Source organism: Pelovirga terrestris, from assembly GCF_014773365.1.
Classification (GTDB): Bacteria; Desulfobacterota; Desulfuromonadia; order Desulfuromonadales; family Geopsychrobacteraceae; genus Pelovirga; species Pelovirga terrestris.
The window spans coordinates 118,442-137,656 of sequence record NZ_JACWUN010000002.1 but is presented as its reverse complement, the minus strand read 5'-3'; the positions used below and the strand labels follow the sequence as shown (position 1 = coordinate 137,656).

Below are 19,215 nucleotides of genomic sequence, written 5' to 3'. Positions count from 1 at the left end.
TCCCGGCCTTTTCTTGTCGGCCAATACCATAAAAAAGTCCCTACAACATCACTTCCTCGACCTCAACCCCGGTTGACGTTCTGGTTACATAGAGAAAAGTCATAATGCGGCGTCCGGGGGATTCCGGTAAGTGATAAAAAACGCTGCTGAAAAACTGCACTTTCCCTTCCCGCACCAAACCTTGCAATTGCTTTTTCACTTGTTGACGGACCTGCGTCTGCTCCTGCACCGTTAAGCGTTGATCAAAAAAATCGGGAGCGGTACCACTGACGACCCGCTCAAGATGTGCATAGTCGCGGGCCAGGGCTTCGCGCAGGTGAAGCTGGGACTTGCCGGCGGGACACCATTCCAGGTAGCGATTCAGTTCGTCAGCCAACTGCCGCAACGAACGGCTGCCGGCATGCAATTGCTGCTCGCACCAGTAACGGTTCAACTCATCCAGAGCCCTTGAGAGGGATCCGGCAGTGGCAATAAGGGCCGCCATCAAGCGCGGGAACTTATGGCTGTTAACCAACAGGTCATTGAGCCGACTGATGCCGCGCACCCGTTCCAGCTCAGAAAAACTCCAGTGGCCGGTAGACAGCACCGTATAGGGAGGGGCCCGGTCGTAACAGATTTTTTGTTCTACGGCCTGCTGCCGCAGAGGCGTACCGGGCAGCAGCTTTACCAGTTCAATCTGCAGGTGATCTGTACCCAGGTCATAAGTCCAATCGATGGCATCAAAAAATTCCGGCAGCCCCCCGCCCGGCAGCCCGGCAACCAGATCCAGATGGAGGTGTATGCTCGTGCGTTCACTCAAGGCCCGCACATTGTCTGCCAGCAGATCCAGCGACATGGCACGGGAAACCTGCTGCAAGGTTTCCGGCAGGATTGCCTGGACCCCGATTTCAAACTGAAAAATCCCAGGCGGAACCTGCTCCAGCAGCTGGAGGGTCGGTTCATCAAGCAGGTGGGCGCCGATTTCAAAATGAAAAGCGCTGGCATGATTATGCTCCAGGATATAACGAAAAATCTCACGGGTACGCACGGCATCATAATTAAAGGTGCGATCTACGAACTTGATCAGCTTGACCTGTTGTTCCATCAACAGACCGAGGTCGGCCTTGATACGCTCCATGGAAAAAGAGCGAACCCGGCGACTGCGGGCACTCAGACAAAAGCTGCAACGATACGGGCAACCCCGACTGCTCTCGTAATATACCAGTCCACGGGTCAAATCAACCAACCCCGCAGCAAAAGGGGATGGGATTTGATCGAGCCGGTCGAGCAGGCTCTCCTCGCCGGATGAATACTCTCCCCGCAGTTGCACACCAGGAAAAGAAGATGGCTCTTTGCCGGCCTGCCAGGCAGCAAGGAGATGACGCAGAGGCAACTCCCCTTCCCCACAGATAATGGCATCTACCGGAACCTGGTGAAAAAAGTCAGGGACCTCAAAAGAGATATCCGGGCCACCGAGAACGATCCGATAGTCAGGATTGATCTGCTTCAGGCAGTTGACCAGTTCCAGGGTTGTTACCCGATTCCACAGATAAACGGAAAAACAGATGATCTCGGCATCAGCAGCTACGATCTGGGCGAGGAGATTTTCTTTAGGTTGATTGAGGGTAAGCTCTAGAATCTGGATGGTCGGGCAGACCGGGAGGCAATAGGCCTTGAGGTAGGGCAAGGCCAGGCTGGCATGGATATAACGGCTGTGCAGGGTGGTCAACAGGGTCTTCATGGCGACAGATTAACCGATTGCCCACCCCCAGCCAAGGATTAAGAAAAAGGTATCTTTTCAGCACCGGGCCGGGAATCCTATGTCAAGGGACGCGATTGTTCCCCGATGGGTCATCCATGACCGCTTTTTGTCGCCGTCCATGGCGACAAAAACCCTTGCCATAGGATCCCCAACCCTGCGCAAGGATGGTGCTGGGTAATTACAGAAAAATGAATATATCTCAGGGGCAGATCAAACCATCCCTGATTTTGACGGTGCGTTCAGCCCGGGCAGCCAGCTCCGGGTTGTGGGTAATCATGATCGTCGTCAACCCCTCATTGCTGAGGCGTCGTAAGATGGCATAGATCTTTTCACTGTTTTCCGTGTCCAGGTTGCCCGTCGGTTCATCCGCCAGCAGGATCGCCGGATCATTGACCAGGCCACGGGCGATGGCGGTACGCTGCATTTCCCCGCCGCTTAACTGGGCAGGGGCATGGTTGAGGCGATGTTCCAGTCCAACCATTTCAGCCAGTTGTTCAATCTTTTTACGCTGCGCCGGCTTTTTACTGAAGAGCAACGGCAGGGCAATATTATCAAACACACTCAAGCCCGGAATCAGATAGAACTGCTGGAAGACAAAGCCGATTTTCTCGCGGCGGATTTTGACCAGTTGTGATTCGGGCATGCCGGCGGTATTGACACCGTCAAAAAGCACATCGCCGTTGGTCGGCTGATCAAGGCACCCCAGGATGTGCAGCAGAGTCGTCTTACCGGCCCCGGAGGGACCGACAATGGCCATTAATTCACCGGCGTTGATGGTCAGGTTGACACCACGCAAGGCGCGCACCGTTTCGACACCGCGACGATAGGTTTTTTCGATATGCTTTAGTTCAATCATCCCTTGATCGCCTCTACCGGATTAATTTTCGATGCTTTGACCGCTGGATAAATGCCGGCACAAAGCCCGATAACAAAGATAAATGCCACGCTTCCCAAGGCCACGATGGGATCAAAACGGATCAGGTCGCCGGAAGGGACAAAGGGCATGACGGAGCGGACAAAGGCTTCAATCAGGCGGGCACCAAGGGTCGACAGCACGATGCCGACGACACCACCGACCAGGGCAAGGATCGTCGTTTCATTCAAGATAATGCGGAAGATATCCCACCGTGACGCCCCGACAGCGCGCATCATGCCGATCTCCTGAGTGCGTTCAAAGACCGCCATGAGAATCGAGTTCATCACCCCGACGGCACTGATCAGGATGGCGATCAGCACGATGGCGAGACTTAAAGCCCGCGCGGCAGCGGCCAGATTGGAGACGGAATTCATCACTTCGCCCATGGTGACAATCTGGATACCGGGCACTGTTGAGGTTAAGGACTCAGTAATGGCGCCGATGCGGGTCGGGTCATCAACCTTGACGCCGATGGCCGTGGCTGATTGGGGATAACCGAGCAGGTTCTGGGCGGTTTGTATCGGCAGGTAGACAAAGGCATCATCCTGACTACCGGAATAGCCAACAATGCCGGCAACAATGAGATCAACCCCTGCTGCCGGGGAAGAGAAATGATCGCCGGGTTGAAGGTTGTCATGCTGGGCAACCTCGTAGCCTAACAGTACCTCATGTTCATGGCGCGGGATCGTGCCGGTGATTTCCCACCCGGGTTTAATCGCTTCGAGCACGTTCATCTCAATGCCGTAGATCAGATCGATCTTGCCCCGTTGCTGGTCGGGCAGCTGCGCCACCAGGATCGGAGTTGCCAGATCAATCCCTGCCGTGCCCTCGACATGTTCCATCACCCCGGTATCGAGAAACTTGGGGATAACCGCCCCATGCAACACCAGCGCTGCGACCTCGTGGGCACAGCCGGACGGTACAATCATGAAATGCAGACCGGTGCGCTCCAGCTCAACCGCCAGACCTTCGGTGAACCCTTTATTGAAGGACAACACAGCGAACAGTACACCAACCGATGCGGCAATGCCGAGCATGGTCAGTAAACTGCGGGTGCGATGACGCAGGATGTTTTTTGCGGCAAGCTTTAAATAGCTGGTCATTTAATTTCAACCCCGGTGGCGATCAGTAAAAAAGCCTGTTGGGTGCGCGCAACCGTCCCACTGGCGATGGCCGTTTTGTTAGGCATCGAAGGCAACTCAAAGCCGTTGCGCGCCAGGTCGACATAAACCTGACCGGTGTCATCCTGCAGATAAAACCAGCAACCATTGGAGGCACACTGACTAACGATGCGCCCTTCGAGCGTAACTGTTTTGCCCATCAGATCCGGTTGCAGAAAGATATCCTTGACCTGGACTTTTGGCGCAGCAGGATCAACCCCGGCGCCGTATTTATCGCTGTTACCGCTACAGCCGGCAAGAAACAGAAAAACAAGCAGAACCGATGCGAATACCATATTTTTCATCAACAAAACTCCTGATTGTCAAATTCAACCGAACGATCATCAAGGTAACGAACGTCAGCCGGTTTGGATTCTTTTGTTATTAGATAAAGAACTTTTGGCAGTTTTTTTTATCAAGGACTACTATTTTTGTAAAGTAGATGCGGCCGTCTGGTGTTTTTTTAGGGCAATGAACAGTCGTTCGTTGTGCATTTGAGCAGTTTTTGGTCAGATCACTCGTCGCCAACAGCTTTGTATGCTATATTCCGAGGCTTCGCGAAAGGAAGTGGCGCATGAGCAAAAGCAGAACATTTTTAACCGTCGTTGCCGATTCTGACGGCGAGGTATTCGAGCATCCGGATCTTCTGATGGCGGGCATGAACGGTTTATCCCTGTGTCGGCCCCAAGCAGAGGAACTGATTCCCCTACCGGAAGGCAGCCGCCTGTTTACCATTCCCAACACCCCGCCGATCGGCTTTGATCGCCGCAGCGGTCAGCAGAAAACCGTCGGCCGGATGCCGAAATCCTGGGGCGGTGGTTGCTTGCAGGCGGTTTCCGCTTTTGTCACTCCGGGGTTTACCCGTACCCTGTTGCCTGCCGCAGACTATCTTAACAAACCGGTTGAACTAACCCTCTGGTCTTACACGGCAGTGGGCTGGTGCGTTGAGGAAGAGCGTTTCTATGTTGCGGCGGTCCGGGTCGATCGCAACCGCCAGTGGGAGCCCGAGCACTTTGACGACCGCAAACTGGAGCCGTTGGTACGCCGGCGACTGGCAAACGAAGCGGATAATCGTCTACTGGAACAATTGTCCCGCTGTGCCCTTGATTATCACTGTTTCGCCGCCAAGAATCTGTTTTTCGGACGCTGGGAAGCTCCCCTGCCCTGTTCTCCCGCCTGCAATGCCCAGTGTCTTGGGTGTATTTCCCTGCAGGATGAGCCCAAAGCCTGTCAGGCCAGTCAAGATCGCATTGATTTTGTCCCGACCGTTGATGAAATCTGTGCGCTGGCCGTTCCTCATCTAGAAAAGGCAGAGAACGCCATCGTTTCCTTTGGCCAGGGGTGTGAAGGGGATCCGATCATGCAGATCGATATCGTCTGCGCAGCAGTCAGACAAATGCGCCGCCAGACCGATCGCGGCACCATTAACTTCAATACCAATGCTTCGATCCCTGGGGCCATCGACCAGCTGGCGGCGGCCGGGGTTGATTCCATCCGGGTCTCTCTTAACTCGGTACAGGAGCGTTTCTACAACGCCTATTACCGCCCACGCTGCTACCGCTTTGCCGATGTCCTGGAGTCGATCCGCCGGGCTAAACAGCATGGTTTATTTACCATGCTCAATTATCTGGTGTTTCCGGGAATCACCGATCGCGAGGATGAAATTGAAACCCTGTTAAAGCGGGTGGAAGATACAGGAATCGACCTGATTCAGATGCGCAATCTCAGCATTGACCCCCTGCTCTACTGGTCAACCCTGGGTGCCGAAGGCAAAGGGATCGGCATGAAGAAGATGCTGGATCTGCTCAAACAACAGGTTCCGCGCCTCCAGTTTGGTTATTTTAACCGAACCCGCGAAAACTTTTATCCTCGCGGGTTTGAAAACGACTGGCCGCTACCGGCGCAACTCTGATCCGCGCTGCCACAACCAGCATCAACAATAGGTCCGCACGGCCGTAGCCAGATCGGCTTCGAGCTTACCATGAGAGTTTAACAAATAACGGTAGAATGCCTCCATGACAGGCTGTGGCAGAGTACGGAGCAAGCGCCGGCTAAGCATATCGAGCTGATAGAGGGGATCGTCATCCGCCACAACCAGATCAAAGAAAGTAGCGACCGCCGTATCCAGATCGCCGATATCAACGGACAGACAGATCAGCCCGGCCAGCGAAAAAGGATCACGACCGAAACTAATAGAGCGCCGATAAGACCGGGCAGCTTCGTCCTTCATGCCAATATGGTAATAGGCATCGCCCATCCGTGTATGCAGGGCCTGCGTCCCCTCAGAATTTTTAAGAATTTTCTGCCAGACCGCGATCGCTTCCTGATAGCGTTTATGCCAGCGGTGACAGTTCCCCAGACCGTAAAGGGCGTAGGGATTATCCGGGTCGACCTCAAGGGCACGGCGAAAATAAACTTCCCCCTTGTCAAAATCGGAGACCCGCCAGCACAACTTGCCGAGAATCGTAAGGATATGCAGTGACTTGCCGCCAAAACCCAATATCTTTTCATAAATCCGGATCGCTTCCTGGTCGTTACCCAGACGATGCTGTAAATCAGCCAGGCCCGACAGGGCGAACCGATCATCCGGAGCAAACTGAATAATACTCTGATACATCTGTTCAGCGCGCTCAAATTGCAACAACACTTTGGCACTGTCGGCAATCCGCGACATCACGTGCTTGTCACGGGGCCGCAGATGCAGATAGCGCTCCCACATGGTGATGGCATCGTTGTGCCGATTCAGTTTCTTGTAAACATCACCAAGACCGCGCAGGGCAAACAGGTTGTTTTTATCGATCTGCAAAAGCTTAAGATAACACTCTTCGGCAACCTCGAAGTTACCCATCTCGCGACTGGCATCACCCATTCCCGACAACAGATAAGGGTTGTCCGGCTCAAGTTCGAGGCCTTCAGCAAACAACTGTCTGGCATCGTTATAGCAACTTGCCCGCAATTTCTGTCGTGCTTTTTTAGACAGATCGATGATCGAACTCTGTGCCTGCGGATTGTCACTAGATGGATTGAAAACCTGACTCACATTGACTCCTTACTTTGCCTTTATCATAGACATTCCAGCGAGACTGGAACTTAAAAAAAAGTAGCTATTCAGCTCTATCCCAGCACCGGGTCGGGGATCCGGTGCTGAACAGATACAAAAAAAACTGCTCACGTTGACTGTTGCCCATAGGTCGTGAACTTTTTCAAGACGGCTTCCATCTCTTCATGATTGACCAGAACCGGTTCACCAACCGATTTGGCTTGATAGTATATTCTAGCGACCAATTCAATTTCTTCTGCCACGTTAAAAGCCTGCTTGAGGTCAGCACCGACAGCGACCAGACCATGATTCGCCAACAGCACGGCATGATAATCAGCGATCCCGGTCACCACATTCTCAGCCAGTTCAGGACTGCCGAATGTAGCATAGTCGGCCAAGGGAACTTTCTGACCCGAGAAAGCCACAAGATAATGGACTGCTGGAATTTCCCAGTGCAGGCATGCCATTGTGGTGGCGTAAACAGAGTGCGTATGAACCACTGCGGCGATATCAGGTCTGGCTTTGTACAACGCCAGATGAAAGCTCAATTCGCTGGAAGGTTTCAGACAGCCTTCAACTCGCTGGCCGTCCAGATCAACGATAACAATATGGTTACTGCTGACGTCAGCGTAGTCAATGCCACTCGGCCCGATTGCGACCAGACCGGTCTCACGACAGAGCATACTGAGGTTACCACCACTGCCAGTCGTTAACCCGGACTGAATCATCTTCATACCATAATCAACAATCTGTTGTCGTTGTTCGGCTAACATCATAAATATTTTCCGCGTGCGGGGAGTCCAGTATAATGTGGTTGTTGAAAGTCCTGGTTGAAAGACGCGTTTTTCCCAGGACGATAGGTTAGTTCAACTTTTATTAATAAATTGAGCACCTTTTCAACACCGGGTCGGGGATCCTGTGGCAAGGGTTTTTGTCGCCATGGACGGCGACAAAAAGCAGTCATGGATGACGAAAAGCGTCCCTTGACATAGGATTCCCGACCCGGTGCAAGGATAGAACTGAATAGTTAATAAATTTAATTTAAGGATTGTAACAGTTAACACTTTTCTCTGTCCAGCACTGGTTTTAGCTGCTAGCATTGTTGCCGGAAAATAAATCAAACGACACAAGAGAAGACACCATAAAAAAAAGGAAAAAACAATGATCAACCAACAAAGAATTGCCGATGAATTCTTTCGCCTTGCCTCAATCGACAGTCCATCCTATCGGGAAGCGTCTATCGCAGCCTATCTGCACCAGCGTTTTTCTCAGCTTGGTGCCACGGTGGAGGTTGACACTGCCGGCGCGACTATCGGCAGCGACAGCGGCAATATGATCGCCCGTTTTCCCGGTACCCGGGCAGGAGATCCCTTTGTTATCAGTGTCCATATGGATACCGTCAGCCCGGCCGAAAATGTTCAGCCGGTGCTGAACGATGGAATTTTCACCAGTGCCGGCAATACCATTTTAGGAGCCGATGACAAAGCCGGAATTGCCGAACTGATTGAAGCCATCGAGGTCCTTAACCAACAGAACATTCCCTACGGACCGCTGGAGGTTGTGATCACCGTCTGTGAAGAGCTGGGACTATTGGGCGCTAAAGCCTTTGATTTTTCAGTGCTTAAAGGCAAGCGTGGGGTCGCCCTTGATACCACCGGCATTGACCGCATCATCACCCGTGCCCCCGCTGCCAACCGCATGAAAATTGACATCTACGGCCTCGAAGCCCACGCCGGGGTTTGTCCGGAACAAGGAATATCTGCCATCACAATTGCCGCTAAGGCGATTGCGCGCATGACCCTGGGGCGCATTGATGAACACACCACCGCCAACATCGGCACGATCAACGGCGGCGTTGCTACAAATATTATCCCCGGCCAGGTCAGCCTCCGCGGCGAGGTGCGCAGCCACGCGCCTGAGCGGTTACAACAGGTTACTGAAGCAATCATTCGATGCTTTGAGGAAGAGGCGTACAACAGTTCAGTGGTTGTTGACGGTAAAACCCGGTCGGCATCCATGGCGATTGAAATCCAGGAAGATTTTCCTGCTATGCAGATAGCGGAAACAGCCCCCATCGTGCAACTGATTGTGAATGCCGGCAAGACCTTGCAGCGTCCGCAGCAGATTGCCGCCGCCGGCGGCGGCTCCGACGCCAATATTTTTAATGGTCATGGTATTGACATGGTGATTCTGGGCACCGGCATGGCCAAGGTTCATACTCCGCAGGAACAGGTTGCGGTTGCTGATATGGAGAAGGTCAGTTCCCTGCTGGTGGAAATTATCCGTAACGCCTGAGCCACACTACCGACATCACAGCAAAAGGAACCTCACATGGAAACAGCCGGCGATCTGGTTATCACCGAAAAATTTGACGCCCTTGCCCTGATGACCATCAACCGACCCAAGGCCCTTAATGCCCTGGATCAGCTAACTTTGCAACAGCTGGATGCTGCCGTCAGCGCAATTGAAGCCGATCCACAGATCAAGGTCGCTATTATCACCGGATCCGGCGAAAAAGCCTTTGTCGCTGGTGGGGATATCGGCGTGATGCAACCCCTTGACCCGCTGGGCGCCCGCCGGATTGCGGTCGATGTCCAGCAGTTGCTGAATAAAATTGAATACGGCAGCACAGTCTATATTGCTGCCATCAACGGCTATGCCTTAGGCGGTGGCTGCGAACTGGCCCTGGCCTGCGACATCCGGATTGCTGCCGACAGTGCCCAGCTCGGCCAGCCCGAAGTAAACCTTGGCATCATCCCCGGCTGGGGTGGCACCCAGCGCCTGCCACGGCTGGTGGGCAGCAGCATGGCAAAACAGCTGATGTTCACCGGTGAACGGATCAGCGCCGCCCGGGCCGCACAGATTGGCCTGGTGAGCGAAGTGGTCCCGGCGACCGGGCTATTGGCCAGGGCCCGGGAGTTGGCGCAAATCATCGCAGCCAAGCCTAAAATGGCGCTACAATTGATCAAGGAAGCGGTCAATAATGGTCGGGAAATGGATATGCAACGCGCCTTTGCTTACGAGGCTGACCTGTTCGGGCTATGCTTTGCAACTGCTGACCAAAAAGAAGGGATGCTCGCGTTTCTGGAAAAACGCCAACCACAGTGGCGCGATCAGTAAAAGATTGATTACCAGCGCAGGGGCTCACCACGCCGGATCAGTGCATCCTTAATCTGCTCGACACAGTCATAAGCAACCCTGATACCGCGCAGGCCATGGCCGATCTGGATAGCAGAGCCAGGCTCACCATGAAAATCCGAACCGCCGGTAATCACCAGGCCATGGTGCGCCGCCAGACGAATCAGCCAGTCGCTGTCCTCCAGGCCGGAACCATTATTGTAGACTTCGATCCCATCGAGCCCCAGGCGTACCAGTTCTGCTACCAGTTTTTCAAGCTGATGGCGATCACGGGTAACGTAGGGTGGATGTGCCAGAACCACGATACCTCCGCAGGCGTGCACCAGACGAATAGCCTCGTCTGCGGGAAAATAGTGTTTTTCCACATTACAGGGCACCAGATAGCGGGTAAAAGCGTCCTCGTTACTATTGGCATATTTTTTTTGACGCAACACCTGGGCAATGTGTGGCCGCCCGATACTGCCACCAGCCAGCTTGCGAACCTCCTGGGCAGCGATGGGCGCCCGACCTTCTTCGGCCAGTTTAAGATTCACTGCATCGATAATCTGTTCGTTGCGGCTGGCGCGAAACAACTGGAAGTGCTCAAGTTCGGCAATCAGTCGCGGATCATGGTAATCGAAACCATAACCAAGCAGGTGCATATCGGTGTAGCTTTGCCACTGGCTGGACAACTCGACTGCGGGAATGACCTCAATCCCCAGGGAGGAAGCGGTCAGAGTGGCCGGAATAATACCGTCAATATTGTCATGATCGGCCAAAGCAATAGCCACCAGCCCAGCCCGGGCCGCCTGCATGACGACATCTTCAGGACTGAAAAACCCGTCTGAACAGGTCGTATGGATATGGAGATCAACATAGTTAAAATTCATGTTGCTATTATTCTTGTTTGTTTCAGGTAACGCCAGTATTTTAATGAAAAATATGGGGACGTTCTTCCTTCTGTTTTAACCCTCATCAGGGACGACGAACACAGACCAACGGGAGCCCTTGACCATTTCACCACCAGCATGTACACATGGATCAGCCTGCTAAGGAGCAATAAGCCGTATGCCCCCACGTTTGTCCGTCGCCAATCTCAAGAGTTACTTCTTCACTCGCAATGGCCTGCTCAAGGCCGTTGATGGTGTGTCTTTTCATATTGAGCAGGGCGAAACCCTGGCCCTGGTTGGTGAATCCGGTTGCGGCAAATCGATGACTGCCCTCTCCATTTTACGCCTGCTGCCGGAACCGGGGCGTATCGTCGGTGGTGAGATCCATCTCGACGGACGCGACCTGCTCCACTTGCCCGAAATCGAAATTCGCCGAATCCGCGGCAATGACATCTCGATGATTTTTCAGGAACCCATGACTTCTCTGAATCCGGTGCTGAAGATTGGTGATCAAATTGCTGAAGTGCTGCGCCTGCATCAGGGACTTTCGCGCCGCGAAGCACGTGCTCACGCGACACAGAGCCTGGTTCAGGTCGGCATTTCCGATCCACAGCAGCGCTTAGGTGACTACCCGCACCAGCTTTCAGGGGGACAGCGCCAACGGGTGATGATCGCCATGGCCCTGGCGTGTGACCCAAAGCTGTTGATCGCCGATGAGCCGACAACGGCTCTCGATGTCACGATTCAAGCCCAGATCATGGACCTGCTGCTCAAACTCAAACAAGATCGGCGGATGGCAACCCTGCTGATCACCCATGATCTGGGAATTGTCGCAAGCAACGCCGACCGGGTGGCCATCATGTATGCCGGTCAGATTATTGAACTGGGGAGTGTAGACCTGGTGTTTTCTAACCCGCTCCACCCTTACACCAGGGGATTATTGCAATGCGTTCCGCGCATCGGTGAAAAAAACAGCCTGGCCACCATCACCGGCCAACTGCCAGATTTAACCAAAAACCATGAAGGGTGTCTGTTTGCCTCACGCTGTAGCTGTTTGTGCGACAACGGCCAGCAGCAACGCCCAGCCCTCAAGGAAGTTGCTGAAAACCACCTGGTTCGCTGTTGGAGACAGTCATAAATATGGCACTACTCGAAGTTAAAAACTTAAGAAAAAGCTTTAAAGTATTGGATCCACTTGGCCGGAATAGTGGCAGACTAGTCGCTGTCGACAACGTCTCCTTCACCATCAACGCCGGGGAAACTCTGGGGCTGGTCGGCGAATCCGGATGCGGCAAATCGACCACCGGCAAACTGATCCTGCAGCTGCTCAAACCGGATCAGGGGCAAATATATTACGCCGGCACCGAGTTAACCGGCCTCTCTGCAGCAAAGATGCGACCCTGGCGGCGGCGTATGCAAATGATTTTTCAGGACCCCTTCTCCTCCCTCAATCCTCGCATGACCATTGGCGCCATTTTAAGTGAGCCACTGATTATCCACCGGCTTGTACCTGCCCGCCAGATGCGCGACCGCGTCATCGAACTGTTGGAAAAGGTCGGTTTGTCGGCAGAGCACGAACAGCGCTACCCGCATGAATTTTCCGGAGGACAGCGCCAGCGCATTGGAATCGCCCGGGCTCTGGCAGTGGAACCGGAACTGATTATCGCCGATGAACCGGTCTCGGCGCTGGATCTCTCGGTTCAGGCCCAGGTTCTCAACCTGTTGAAACAGCTGCGCGAAGAACAACAACTCAGTTATTTATTCATTGCTCATGATCTGGCGGTGATCGAACACGTCAGTGACCGTATTGCTGTCATGTATCTGGGCAACATTGTAGAGCTTTGTGCCGCGTCAGAACTGTATAAAAACCCTCGTCATCCCTATACCGAAGCACTGCTCAACGCCGTGCCGGTGCCCGATCCACACCATGCCCGCCCTCTGGCTCTGACCGGAGAAATCCCTTCACCAGTCAATCCCCCAGGCGGATGCCACTTCCATCCCCGTTGCCCTTATGCCGACCACCGGTGCCGACAACAGGCCCCCGCGCTGGAGACGATAACCGGGGACCACCAGGTCGCCTGTCATCACAGTGATCAGGTCGGCCGTTATCTGGTCCGGGGGTAAGCGTGCGCCACGCCCATTTTCCTCTCGTGCGAAATAACATTCGCAAATAACCTGAGCTTAGGCTAAAATGCCAACTCACCTGCCGACTAACCCAATTCCTTAGATACTCCATGGCCAGAATCAAAAAAAAATCAGATCTTAAGCTCGGGTTACATACCCTGCAGGATATCAGTGCGCTGATTCTGCGCTCCCACGATCTCGACGAAACAATCAACAATATTGTTCATCTGGTCGCCGACCGTGCCCGTTCGGAAGTTTGCTCTCTATACCTGCTTGATGATGACCAGCACACCTTGGTCCTGCGGGCGAGCCACGGCCTGACCCCTGAGTCAATCGGTAAGGTCAAATTACAAATCGGGGAAGGATTGACCGGTAAGGTTGCAGCAGAGCAACAGGTGCTGGCCATCAGTCATCCCCAGAACCATCCCGATTATCGTTTTTTTCATGAAACCGGGGAGGAACAGTTCCATACCTTTGTCGGCATTCCGCTCCAGGATCGAAGTGCCTCCGTCGGTGTTCTGGTTATCCAGACTCGTGATATTCATCATTTTTCTGCCGATGAACTGGCGACCCTGACTACTATTGCCTTCCAGGTGGCTTCCATTGTTGTCAACGCCAGACTGCTGGACACCCTGCATCGTTATGAAACCCCCGGACCACCACTGCCGGCCTCTGCAGCAGCTGAAAGCGGCCATACGGCCGAGCCACAAACCATCGCTCTCTACGGCAAAATGGCCTACCCTGGTATCATTACCGGCCCGGTGACAATCCTTGATCATGACTATGGCTTTGCTGATATTTTCGATGAATGCAACATTGATGTTGAAGCGGAATTGACCCGGCTGGACGATGCCCTGCGTCACACCCGGATTCAAACCCTTTACCTGGAAAAAAGGGTAGCCTCCCAACTCAGCCAGGAAGATGCTGCGATTTTTCATACCCACTTAATGATCCTCGAAGATCGAGGTCTTATTGAACGCCTGCATCATTTGATCGAAGAACGCCACAGTGCTCCCTATGCGTTAAAGAAAGTCATCAACGGCTATCTGGCTGCCTTCGCCCGGATGGAAGACCCCTATCTGCGCGAACGTGCGGCAGATATGGAGGATGTCGGCCGCCGCTTGCTTGCCAACCTGGTCGGCCGGGCACCGGCGGGGCTGCAACTGCAACAACCCAGCATCCTGGTGGCAAAGCGTCTGCTTCCCTCAGATATGGCAATCCTTGACCATGAAAAAATCCTGGGGATCGTACTGGAGTCCAATGAAGCCAATTCCCATTCGGTGATCATGGCCAAGGGGCTCGGCATTCCAACGGTTATCGGAGTTGAGGGCGTTACCACCCAAATCAGCCCCAATGATTACCTGATTCTCGATGCCAATGCCGGCTGTCTCTACCCCAACCCATCGGCCAGCATCATTGCTGAGTACCAGCGTCTGGAACAGAACCGGCTGGAGGAAAAAGAGCGGCTGTCCCTGTTACGTGACGTCATAGCCACCACCCGCGACGGCCGGCAGGTATTCTTGCGCGCCAACATCGGCCTGATCAGCGATGTTGATGTCGCGATCAGGCACGGAGCGCAAGGGGTCGGTCTGTATCGCACTGAATTTCTCTACATGACCCACAGCGGGTTTCCCGATCGCGATCAGCAGTATCAGCTCTATAAACAGGTTGTCGAAAAATTTGCCGGTATGCCGGTTACTATTCGTACCCTTGACATCGGTGGAGACAAAAGCCTCCCCTATTTTCGCCAGCCCCAGGAGAACAACCCCTTTATGGGTTGGCGTTCCATCCGCATCAGTCTAGACTATCCCGACATCTTCCAGGTGCAGCTTGAAGCCATCCTGATGGCTGCAACGGCCGGTCCATTACGACTGCTTTTCCCGATGATTTCCAACCTCAATGAAATCCGCAGCTGCAAGGAACTGATACGACAAGCGGCGCAGCAACTGGAGCAGGAAGGGATTCCCTACCAGGAGCACATTAAGATTGGAGCAATGATCGAAATTCCAGCGGCAATCCATCTGGCGCCCCACCTGGCCAAAGAGGTCGATTTTTTTGCCCTCGGCACCAACGATCTGATTCAATACCTGCTGGCTGCCGATCGTTCCAATCCACGCGTCCAGAACCACTATGATCCTCTCCATCCAGCTGTCCTGCAGAGCATCGACCGGTTGGTTAGCGTCGCCCGTAGTGAGGGAACAGAGCTGTGTCTGTGTGGCGAGATGGCAACCGACCCGGCCTGCCTGCTGGCCTTGATCGGTCTGGGTATCCGTGATTTTTCCTTGTCAGCCCCCTATATCCCCCAACTGAAGAACATCATCAACCAACTCGACAGTAGCGCAGCTGAAGCGATCATGCGCCAGGCACTGGAGCTCGGCGACAGTTCCGATATTCGCCATCTGCTCGACTCTCATCTGGAATACTGATCGCTGCTTTGTGCTATCAGTTCAGCACCGTATCCCCAGCCCTGCGACCAGGATGACAGCCCATTGGTTTAACGTTGTCGACAAAAAAAAGCCGAACCCTCAGAGATAGAAGATCCGGCAGCACGCCTGCAATAACATTAAAAAAGTCTATTCAATAACAGCGATCAGATCTCCCTGCTCAATCTGATCCCCTTCATCAAAAACCAACTGCTTGATCACTCCGGCACGGCGGGTCTTAACATTGGTCTCCATCTTCATCGCCTCGGTAATCACCAGCACATCGCCTTCTTCGACCTTATCCCCTTCCTTCACCATCAGCTTGAAAATTTTGCCCGGCATCGGCGCACCGATCTCATGGCCATTATCCGGATCCGCCTTGACGTTGCTCTTCAAATCGGTTTCTACCGAACGATCGACAACGGTCGTCATCCGGGGTTCACCATTGAGTTCAAAATAGATGTGGCGGGTTCCATCCTCACGCACCCGACCGATGGCGCTCAGCTTAACAATGAGCGTCTTACCTGGTTCGATCTCGATGGTCACTTCATCACCGATATCCAGGCCATAGAAAAATACCGGGGTCGGCAGGACCGACACATCACTGTGCTCCTGACGGAAACGATCGTATTCTTCATAAACGCCGGGATACAGAACCGCCGAGAGGACATCGCGATCGGACACCTTATGACCGAGGTTTTTCTCCAACTCATCCTTTTTCAGGACAAAATCAGCAGGCTCCAGCAATTCTCCGGGACGACAGGTCAAGGGCCGTTCACCGCGCAGGATAATCTGCTGCAGACGCTCGGGGAACCCGCCATAGGGCTGGCCGATCATCCCTTTGAAGAAATCGACAACCCCTTTGGGGAAAGCCATCTCTTCACCGCGCTCAAACACATCTTCCGGGGTCAGATTGTTCTGCACCATGAACATGGCCATATCGCCGACAATTTTAGACGACGGGGTGACCTTGATCAGATCACCAAACATGTCGTTGACGGTACGATACATCATCTTGCACTCTTCCCAGCGATGACCCAGCCCCAAACCTTCAACCTGGGGTTTGAAGTTGGAATACTGGCCACCGGGGATTTCATGGTAGTAGACCTGGGCGGTGCCACTGCGTAATTCTGATTCAAAGGGGGCATAATAGGTGCGACAGGTTTCCCAGTAGTTGGCCAGCTTCTGCAAGCCGTCATTGTCCATCTGCGGATCCCAGATGGTTCCCTCCAGAGCAGCCAGAAGGGCATTCATGTTGGGCTGTGCGGTCAGGCCGGACACAGAGGACAAGGCTACGTCAACGATATCACACCCAGCCTGGGTCGCCATCAACAGCATGGCACCACCGTTGCTGGAGGTATCGTGGGTATGCAGATGGATCGGCAGACCGATCTCATTTTTAAGGGCTTTAACCAGTTTCTCTGCGGCAAAAGGTTTGATCAAACCCGCCATGTCCTTGATCGCCAGAATATGGGCACCCATCTTCTCCAGTTCTTTAGCCATGGAGACGTAGTATTCAAGCGGATACTTGTCGCGCTTGGGATCGAGAATATCCCCGGTGTAGCAGATCGCCGCCTCACAAATAGTTCCGCTCTTGCGCACAGCATCCATCGCCACCTGCATCCCCTTGGTCCAGTTCAGCGAATCAAAGACACGGAACACATCGATGCCGCTTTCTGCGGCCTTGGCAACAAATTCCTGAACAACATTATCAGGATAATTGGTGTAACCCACCGCATTGGAACCCCGCAGCAGCATCTGAAAAAGAATGTTCGGTACCTTGGCGCGCAAACGGTCAAGCCGCTCCCACGGATCCTCACGTAAAAAGCGCATGGAAACATCGTAAGTGGCCCCTCCCCACATCTCGAGGGAGAAGAGGCCACCCCCCAGGTGCGCAGTAGCTTCAGCAATCCGGTCAAGATCAAAGGTACGAAAGCGGGTCGCTACCAGTGACTGGTGGGCGTCACGCATGGTGGTATCGGTAATCAGTAACTGTTTGTGATTGCGCGCCCACTGGGCCAGGCCTTCAGGTCCTTTTTCCCGTAAAATATCCCGTGTGCCCCGTGGATGCTGCTGACCATAGGGAATTTCGGGAACATCCGGTTCACGTAAAGAGGAAAACTTCAAGGCTTTATGGGATGGAATACCGGGATAGCCGTTGACGGTCACATCGCCGATATAGTTGAGAATCTTATTGGCACGATCCTGCTTGGCACGGACTTCAAAAACTTCCGGATGTTTTTCGAGAAAGGAGGTATCACAATCCCCCGCAAGAAAGACCGGATGGGTAATCACCTTCTCAAGAAAACCGATATTGGTTTTAACCCCACGGATCCGGAATTCCTGCAGAGCACGGTGCATGGTGCGCGACGCATCAAGGAAGGTCAACCCCCAGGTTGAAATCTTGACCAGCAGGGAATCGTAATCGGGGGTAATCACGGCACCGGCGTAACCGGCAGCAGCATCGAGCCGCACGCCGAACCCGGCGGCGGTACGATAGGCTTTAATGGTACCGAAATCGGGCGCGAAATTGTTGTCCGGATCTTCCGTAGTAATCCGTGACTGAATCGCAAAACCACGCAGCTCGATATCCTTTTGGCTTTTGATTCCGATTTCCGGATCACTGAGCTTATACCCTTCTGCAACGCGGATTTGGGCCTGCACCAGATTGCGCAGGGTTACCAACTCGGTCACTGTATGTTCAACCTGAATCCGCGGATTAACTTCAATAAAATAGACGTTCTCCTCCTTATCCATCAGAAATTCAACCGTACCGGCGTTGATGTAACCAACCGAGTTGGCAATTTTCAGGGCATAGGAACAGAGTTCTTCCCGTTTTTTCGGGGTCAGATAGAGAGACGGAGCAATTTCGATGACCTTTTGATGACGGCGTTGGATCGAGCAGTCCCGTTCATAAAAATGCACAAGGTTGCCATGTTTATCACCAAGGATCTGGACCTCAACGTGCTTGGGATTTTTGACATATTTTTCGAGAAAAATCGTCGCATCGCCGAAAGAGGCTTTAGCTTCTGAAGCCGCGCTACGCAACCCTTCAAGTAGTTCTTTCTGATTTTGAGCGACGCGCATACCGCGCCCGCCACCACCAGCACTGGCTTTAACAATGATCGGATAACCTGCTGATTTAGCGAAGATCAGGGCTTCTTCTTCCGTGCGCACCGGATCGTTGGTACCGGGGACGATGGGGACACCGGCTTCAACCGCAACCTTGCGGCCTGAAACCTTGTCACCCAGACGCCGTTGAATGTCGGGAGTCGGCCCAATAAAGGCAATCCCAGCACGTTCACAAGCTGCTGAAAATTCTGCATTCTCAGATAAAAAACCGTAACCTGGATGAATCGCATCAACATTTTTCTTGCGCGCCAGATCGATAATCTCATCGATGCCCAAATAGGCATCAATAGCCCCCTTACCTTTACCAATCAGGTAGGCTTCATCAGCTTTATAGCGGTGCAGCGAAAGACGATCCTGTTGGGAATAAATTGCTACGGTAGAAATGCCCAGTTCCGTACAGGCACGGAAAATCCGGATCGCAATTTCGCCACGGTTGGCCGCCATAATTTTTTTAAATTTCGTTATATTCATTGTTTCAGCTACTCCTTGAAAAAAGCAAAATATCAAATCTGTGAATTTTTGAGATAACTAAATTTTTTTATTAAAAGTAAATTTATGGCTATTTTTCAATAACTTGCGGATGTTTTGAAGCTGCAAAGAGACTATAAAAAACGGTCGTTGTCAAGCTAGAATAGCGTTTTACTTTTATCAGAAAAGGTATTTAAACGCAGA

The 19,215-nt window shown here is 53.0% G+C and carries 14 protein-coding genes; 6 read left to right on the top strand and 8 right to left on the bottom strand.

Going from position 1 to position 19,215, the window contains the following annotated elements; translation table 11 throughout:
• Positions 1-40: 40 nt before the first annotated feature.
• The 4 genes from ICT70_RS02200 to ICT70_RS02185 all read right to left on the bottom strand — a co-directional run bounded on the left by ICT70_RS02200 (position 41) and on the right by ICT70_RS02185 (position 4,122).
• A complete protein-coding gene (locus ICT70_RS02200) occupies positions 41-1,720 on the bottom strand; it encodes a B12-binding domain-containing radical SAM protein (protein WP_191153752.1) in 1,680 nt (559 codons plus the stop codon).
• Between the two features lie 220 nt (positions 1,721-1,940).
• Positions 1,941-2,597: an ABC transporter ATP-binding protein gene (locus ICT70_RS02195; protein ID WP_191153751.1), complete on the bottom strand. Its 657-nt coding sequence runs from the start codon at positions 2,595-2,597 to the stop codon at positions 1,941-1,943.
• A complete protein-coding gene (locus ICT70_RS02190; RefSeq protein WP_191153750.1) occupies positions 2,594-3,760 on the bottom strand; it encodes an ABC transporter permease in 1,167 nt (388 codons plus the stop codon). The genes ICT70_RS02195 and ICT70_RS02190 overlap by 4 nt, the downstream gene beginning before the upstream one ends.
• Positions 3,757-4,122 carry a DNA-binding protein gene (locus ICT70_RS02185; protein ID WP_191153749.1) on the bottom strand — a complete coding sequence of 122 codons (366 nt, stop codon included), beginning with the start codon at positions 4,120-4,122 and terminating at the stop codon, positions 3,757-3,759. Before ICT70_RS02185 ends, ICT70_RS02190 begins: the two co-directional genes overlap by 4 nt.
• Before the next feature lie 269 nt (positions 4,123-4,391).
• On the opposite strand from ICT70_RS02185, the gene ICT70_RS02180 reads away from it, so the two are divergent.
• Positions 4,392-5,729, top strand: a complete 1,338-nt coding sequence (locus tag ICT70_RS02180; protein WP_191153748.1) for a radical SAM family protein — start codon at positions 4,392-4,394, stop codon at positions 5,727-5,729.
• Between the two features lie 21 nt (positions 5,730-5,750).
• Here the strand turns inward: ICT70_RS02180 and ICT70_RS02175 are convergent, their stop codons facing one another.
• On the bottom strand, positions 5,751-6,857 hold the full coding sequence (locus ICT70_RS02175; RefSeq protein ID WP_191153747.1) for a tetratricopeptide repeat protein: 1,107 nt from the start codon (positions 6,855-6,857) through the stop codon (positions 5,751-5,753).
• Positions 6,858-6,985: 128 nt separating this feature from the next.
• The gene (locus ICT70_RS02170; protein ID WP_191153746.1) at positions 6,986-7,633 is read right to left on the bottom strand and encodes an L-fuculose-phosphate aldolase; all 648 of its coding nucleotides are present in this window, start codon (positions 7,631-7,633) and stop codon (positions 6,986-6,988) included.
• Between the two features lie 385 nt (positions 7,634-8,018).
• On the opposite strand from ICT70_RS02170, the gene ICT70_RS02165 reads away from it, so the two are divergent.
• Positions 8,019-9,152, top strand: coding sequence for a M20/M25/M40 family metallo-hydrolase (locus ICT70_RS02165; RefSeq protein WP_191153745.1), 1,134 nt, complete (start codon positions 8,019-8,021; stop codon positions 9,150-9,152).
• 36 nt (positions 9,153-9,188) lie between these two features.
• Positions 9,189-9,977, top strand: coding sequence for an enoyl-CoA hydratase-related protein (locus ICT70_RS02160; protein ID WP_191153744.1), 789 nt, complete (start codon positions 9,189-9,191; stop codon positions 9,975-9,977).
• An 8-nt stretch (positions 9,978-9,985) separates the two neighbouring features.
• Here the strand turns inward: ICT70_RS02160 and ICT70_RS02155 are convergent, their stop codons facing one another.
• On the bottom strand, positions 9,986-10,864 hold the full coding sequence (locus ICT70_RS02155; RefSeq protein ID WP_191153743.1) for a PHP domain-containing protein: 879 nt from the start codon (positions 10,862-10,864) through the stop codon (positions 9,986-9,988).
• Positions 10,865-11,042: 178 nt separating this feature from the next.
• On the opposite strand from ICT70_RS02155, the gene ICT70_RS02150 reads away from it, so the two are divergent.
• The 3 genes from ICT70_RS02150 (at position 11,043) to ptsP (ending at position 15,414) form a co-directional block, all read left to right on the top strand.
• Positions 11,043-12,002 carry an ABC transporter ATP-binding protein gene (locus ICT70_RS02150; protein ID WP_191153742.1) on the top strand — a complete coding sequence of 320 codons (960 nt, stop codon included), beginning with the start codon at positions 11,043-11,045 and terminating at the stop codon, positions 12,000-12,002.
• 2 nt (positions 12,003-12,004) lie between these two features.
• The gene (locus tag ICT70_RS02145) at positions 12,005-12,988 is read left to right on the top strand and encodes an ABC transporter ATP-binding protein (protein ID WP_191153741.1); all 984 of its coding nucleotides are present in this window, start codon (positions 12,005-12,007) and stop codon (positions 12,986-12,988) included.
• 110 nt (positions 12,989-13,098) lie between these two features.
• Positions 13,099-15,414 (top strand): phosphoenolpyruvate--protein phosphotransferase, encoded by a 2,316-nt coding sequence (gene ptsP, locus ICT70_RS02140; protein ID WP_191153740.1) that lies wholly within the window; start codon positions 13,099-13,101, stop codon positions 15,412-15,414.
• A 147-nt stretch (positions 15,415-15,561) separates the two neighbouring features.
• Here ptsP and ICT70_RS02135 read toward each other — a convergent pair whose 3' ends face one another.
• Positions 15,562-19,014 carry a pyruvate carboxylase gene (locus ICT70_RS02135; protein ID WP_191153739.1) on the bottom strand — a complete coding sequence of 1,151 codons (3,453 nt, stop codon included), beginning with the start codon at positions 19,012-19,014 and terminating at the stop codon, positions 15,562-15,564.
• Positions 19,015-19,215 lie beyond the last annotated feature (201 nt).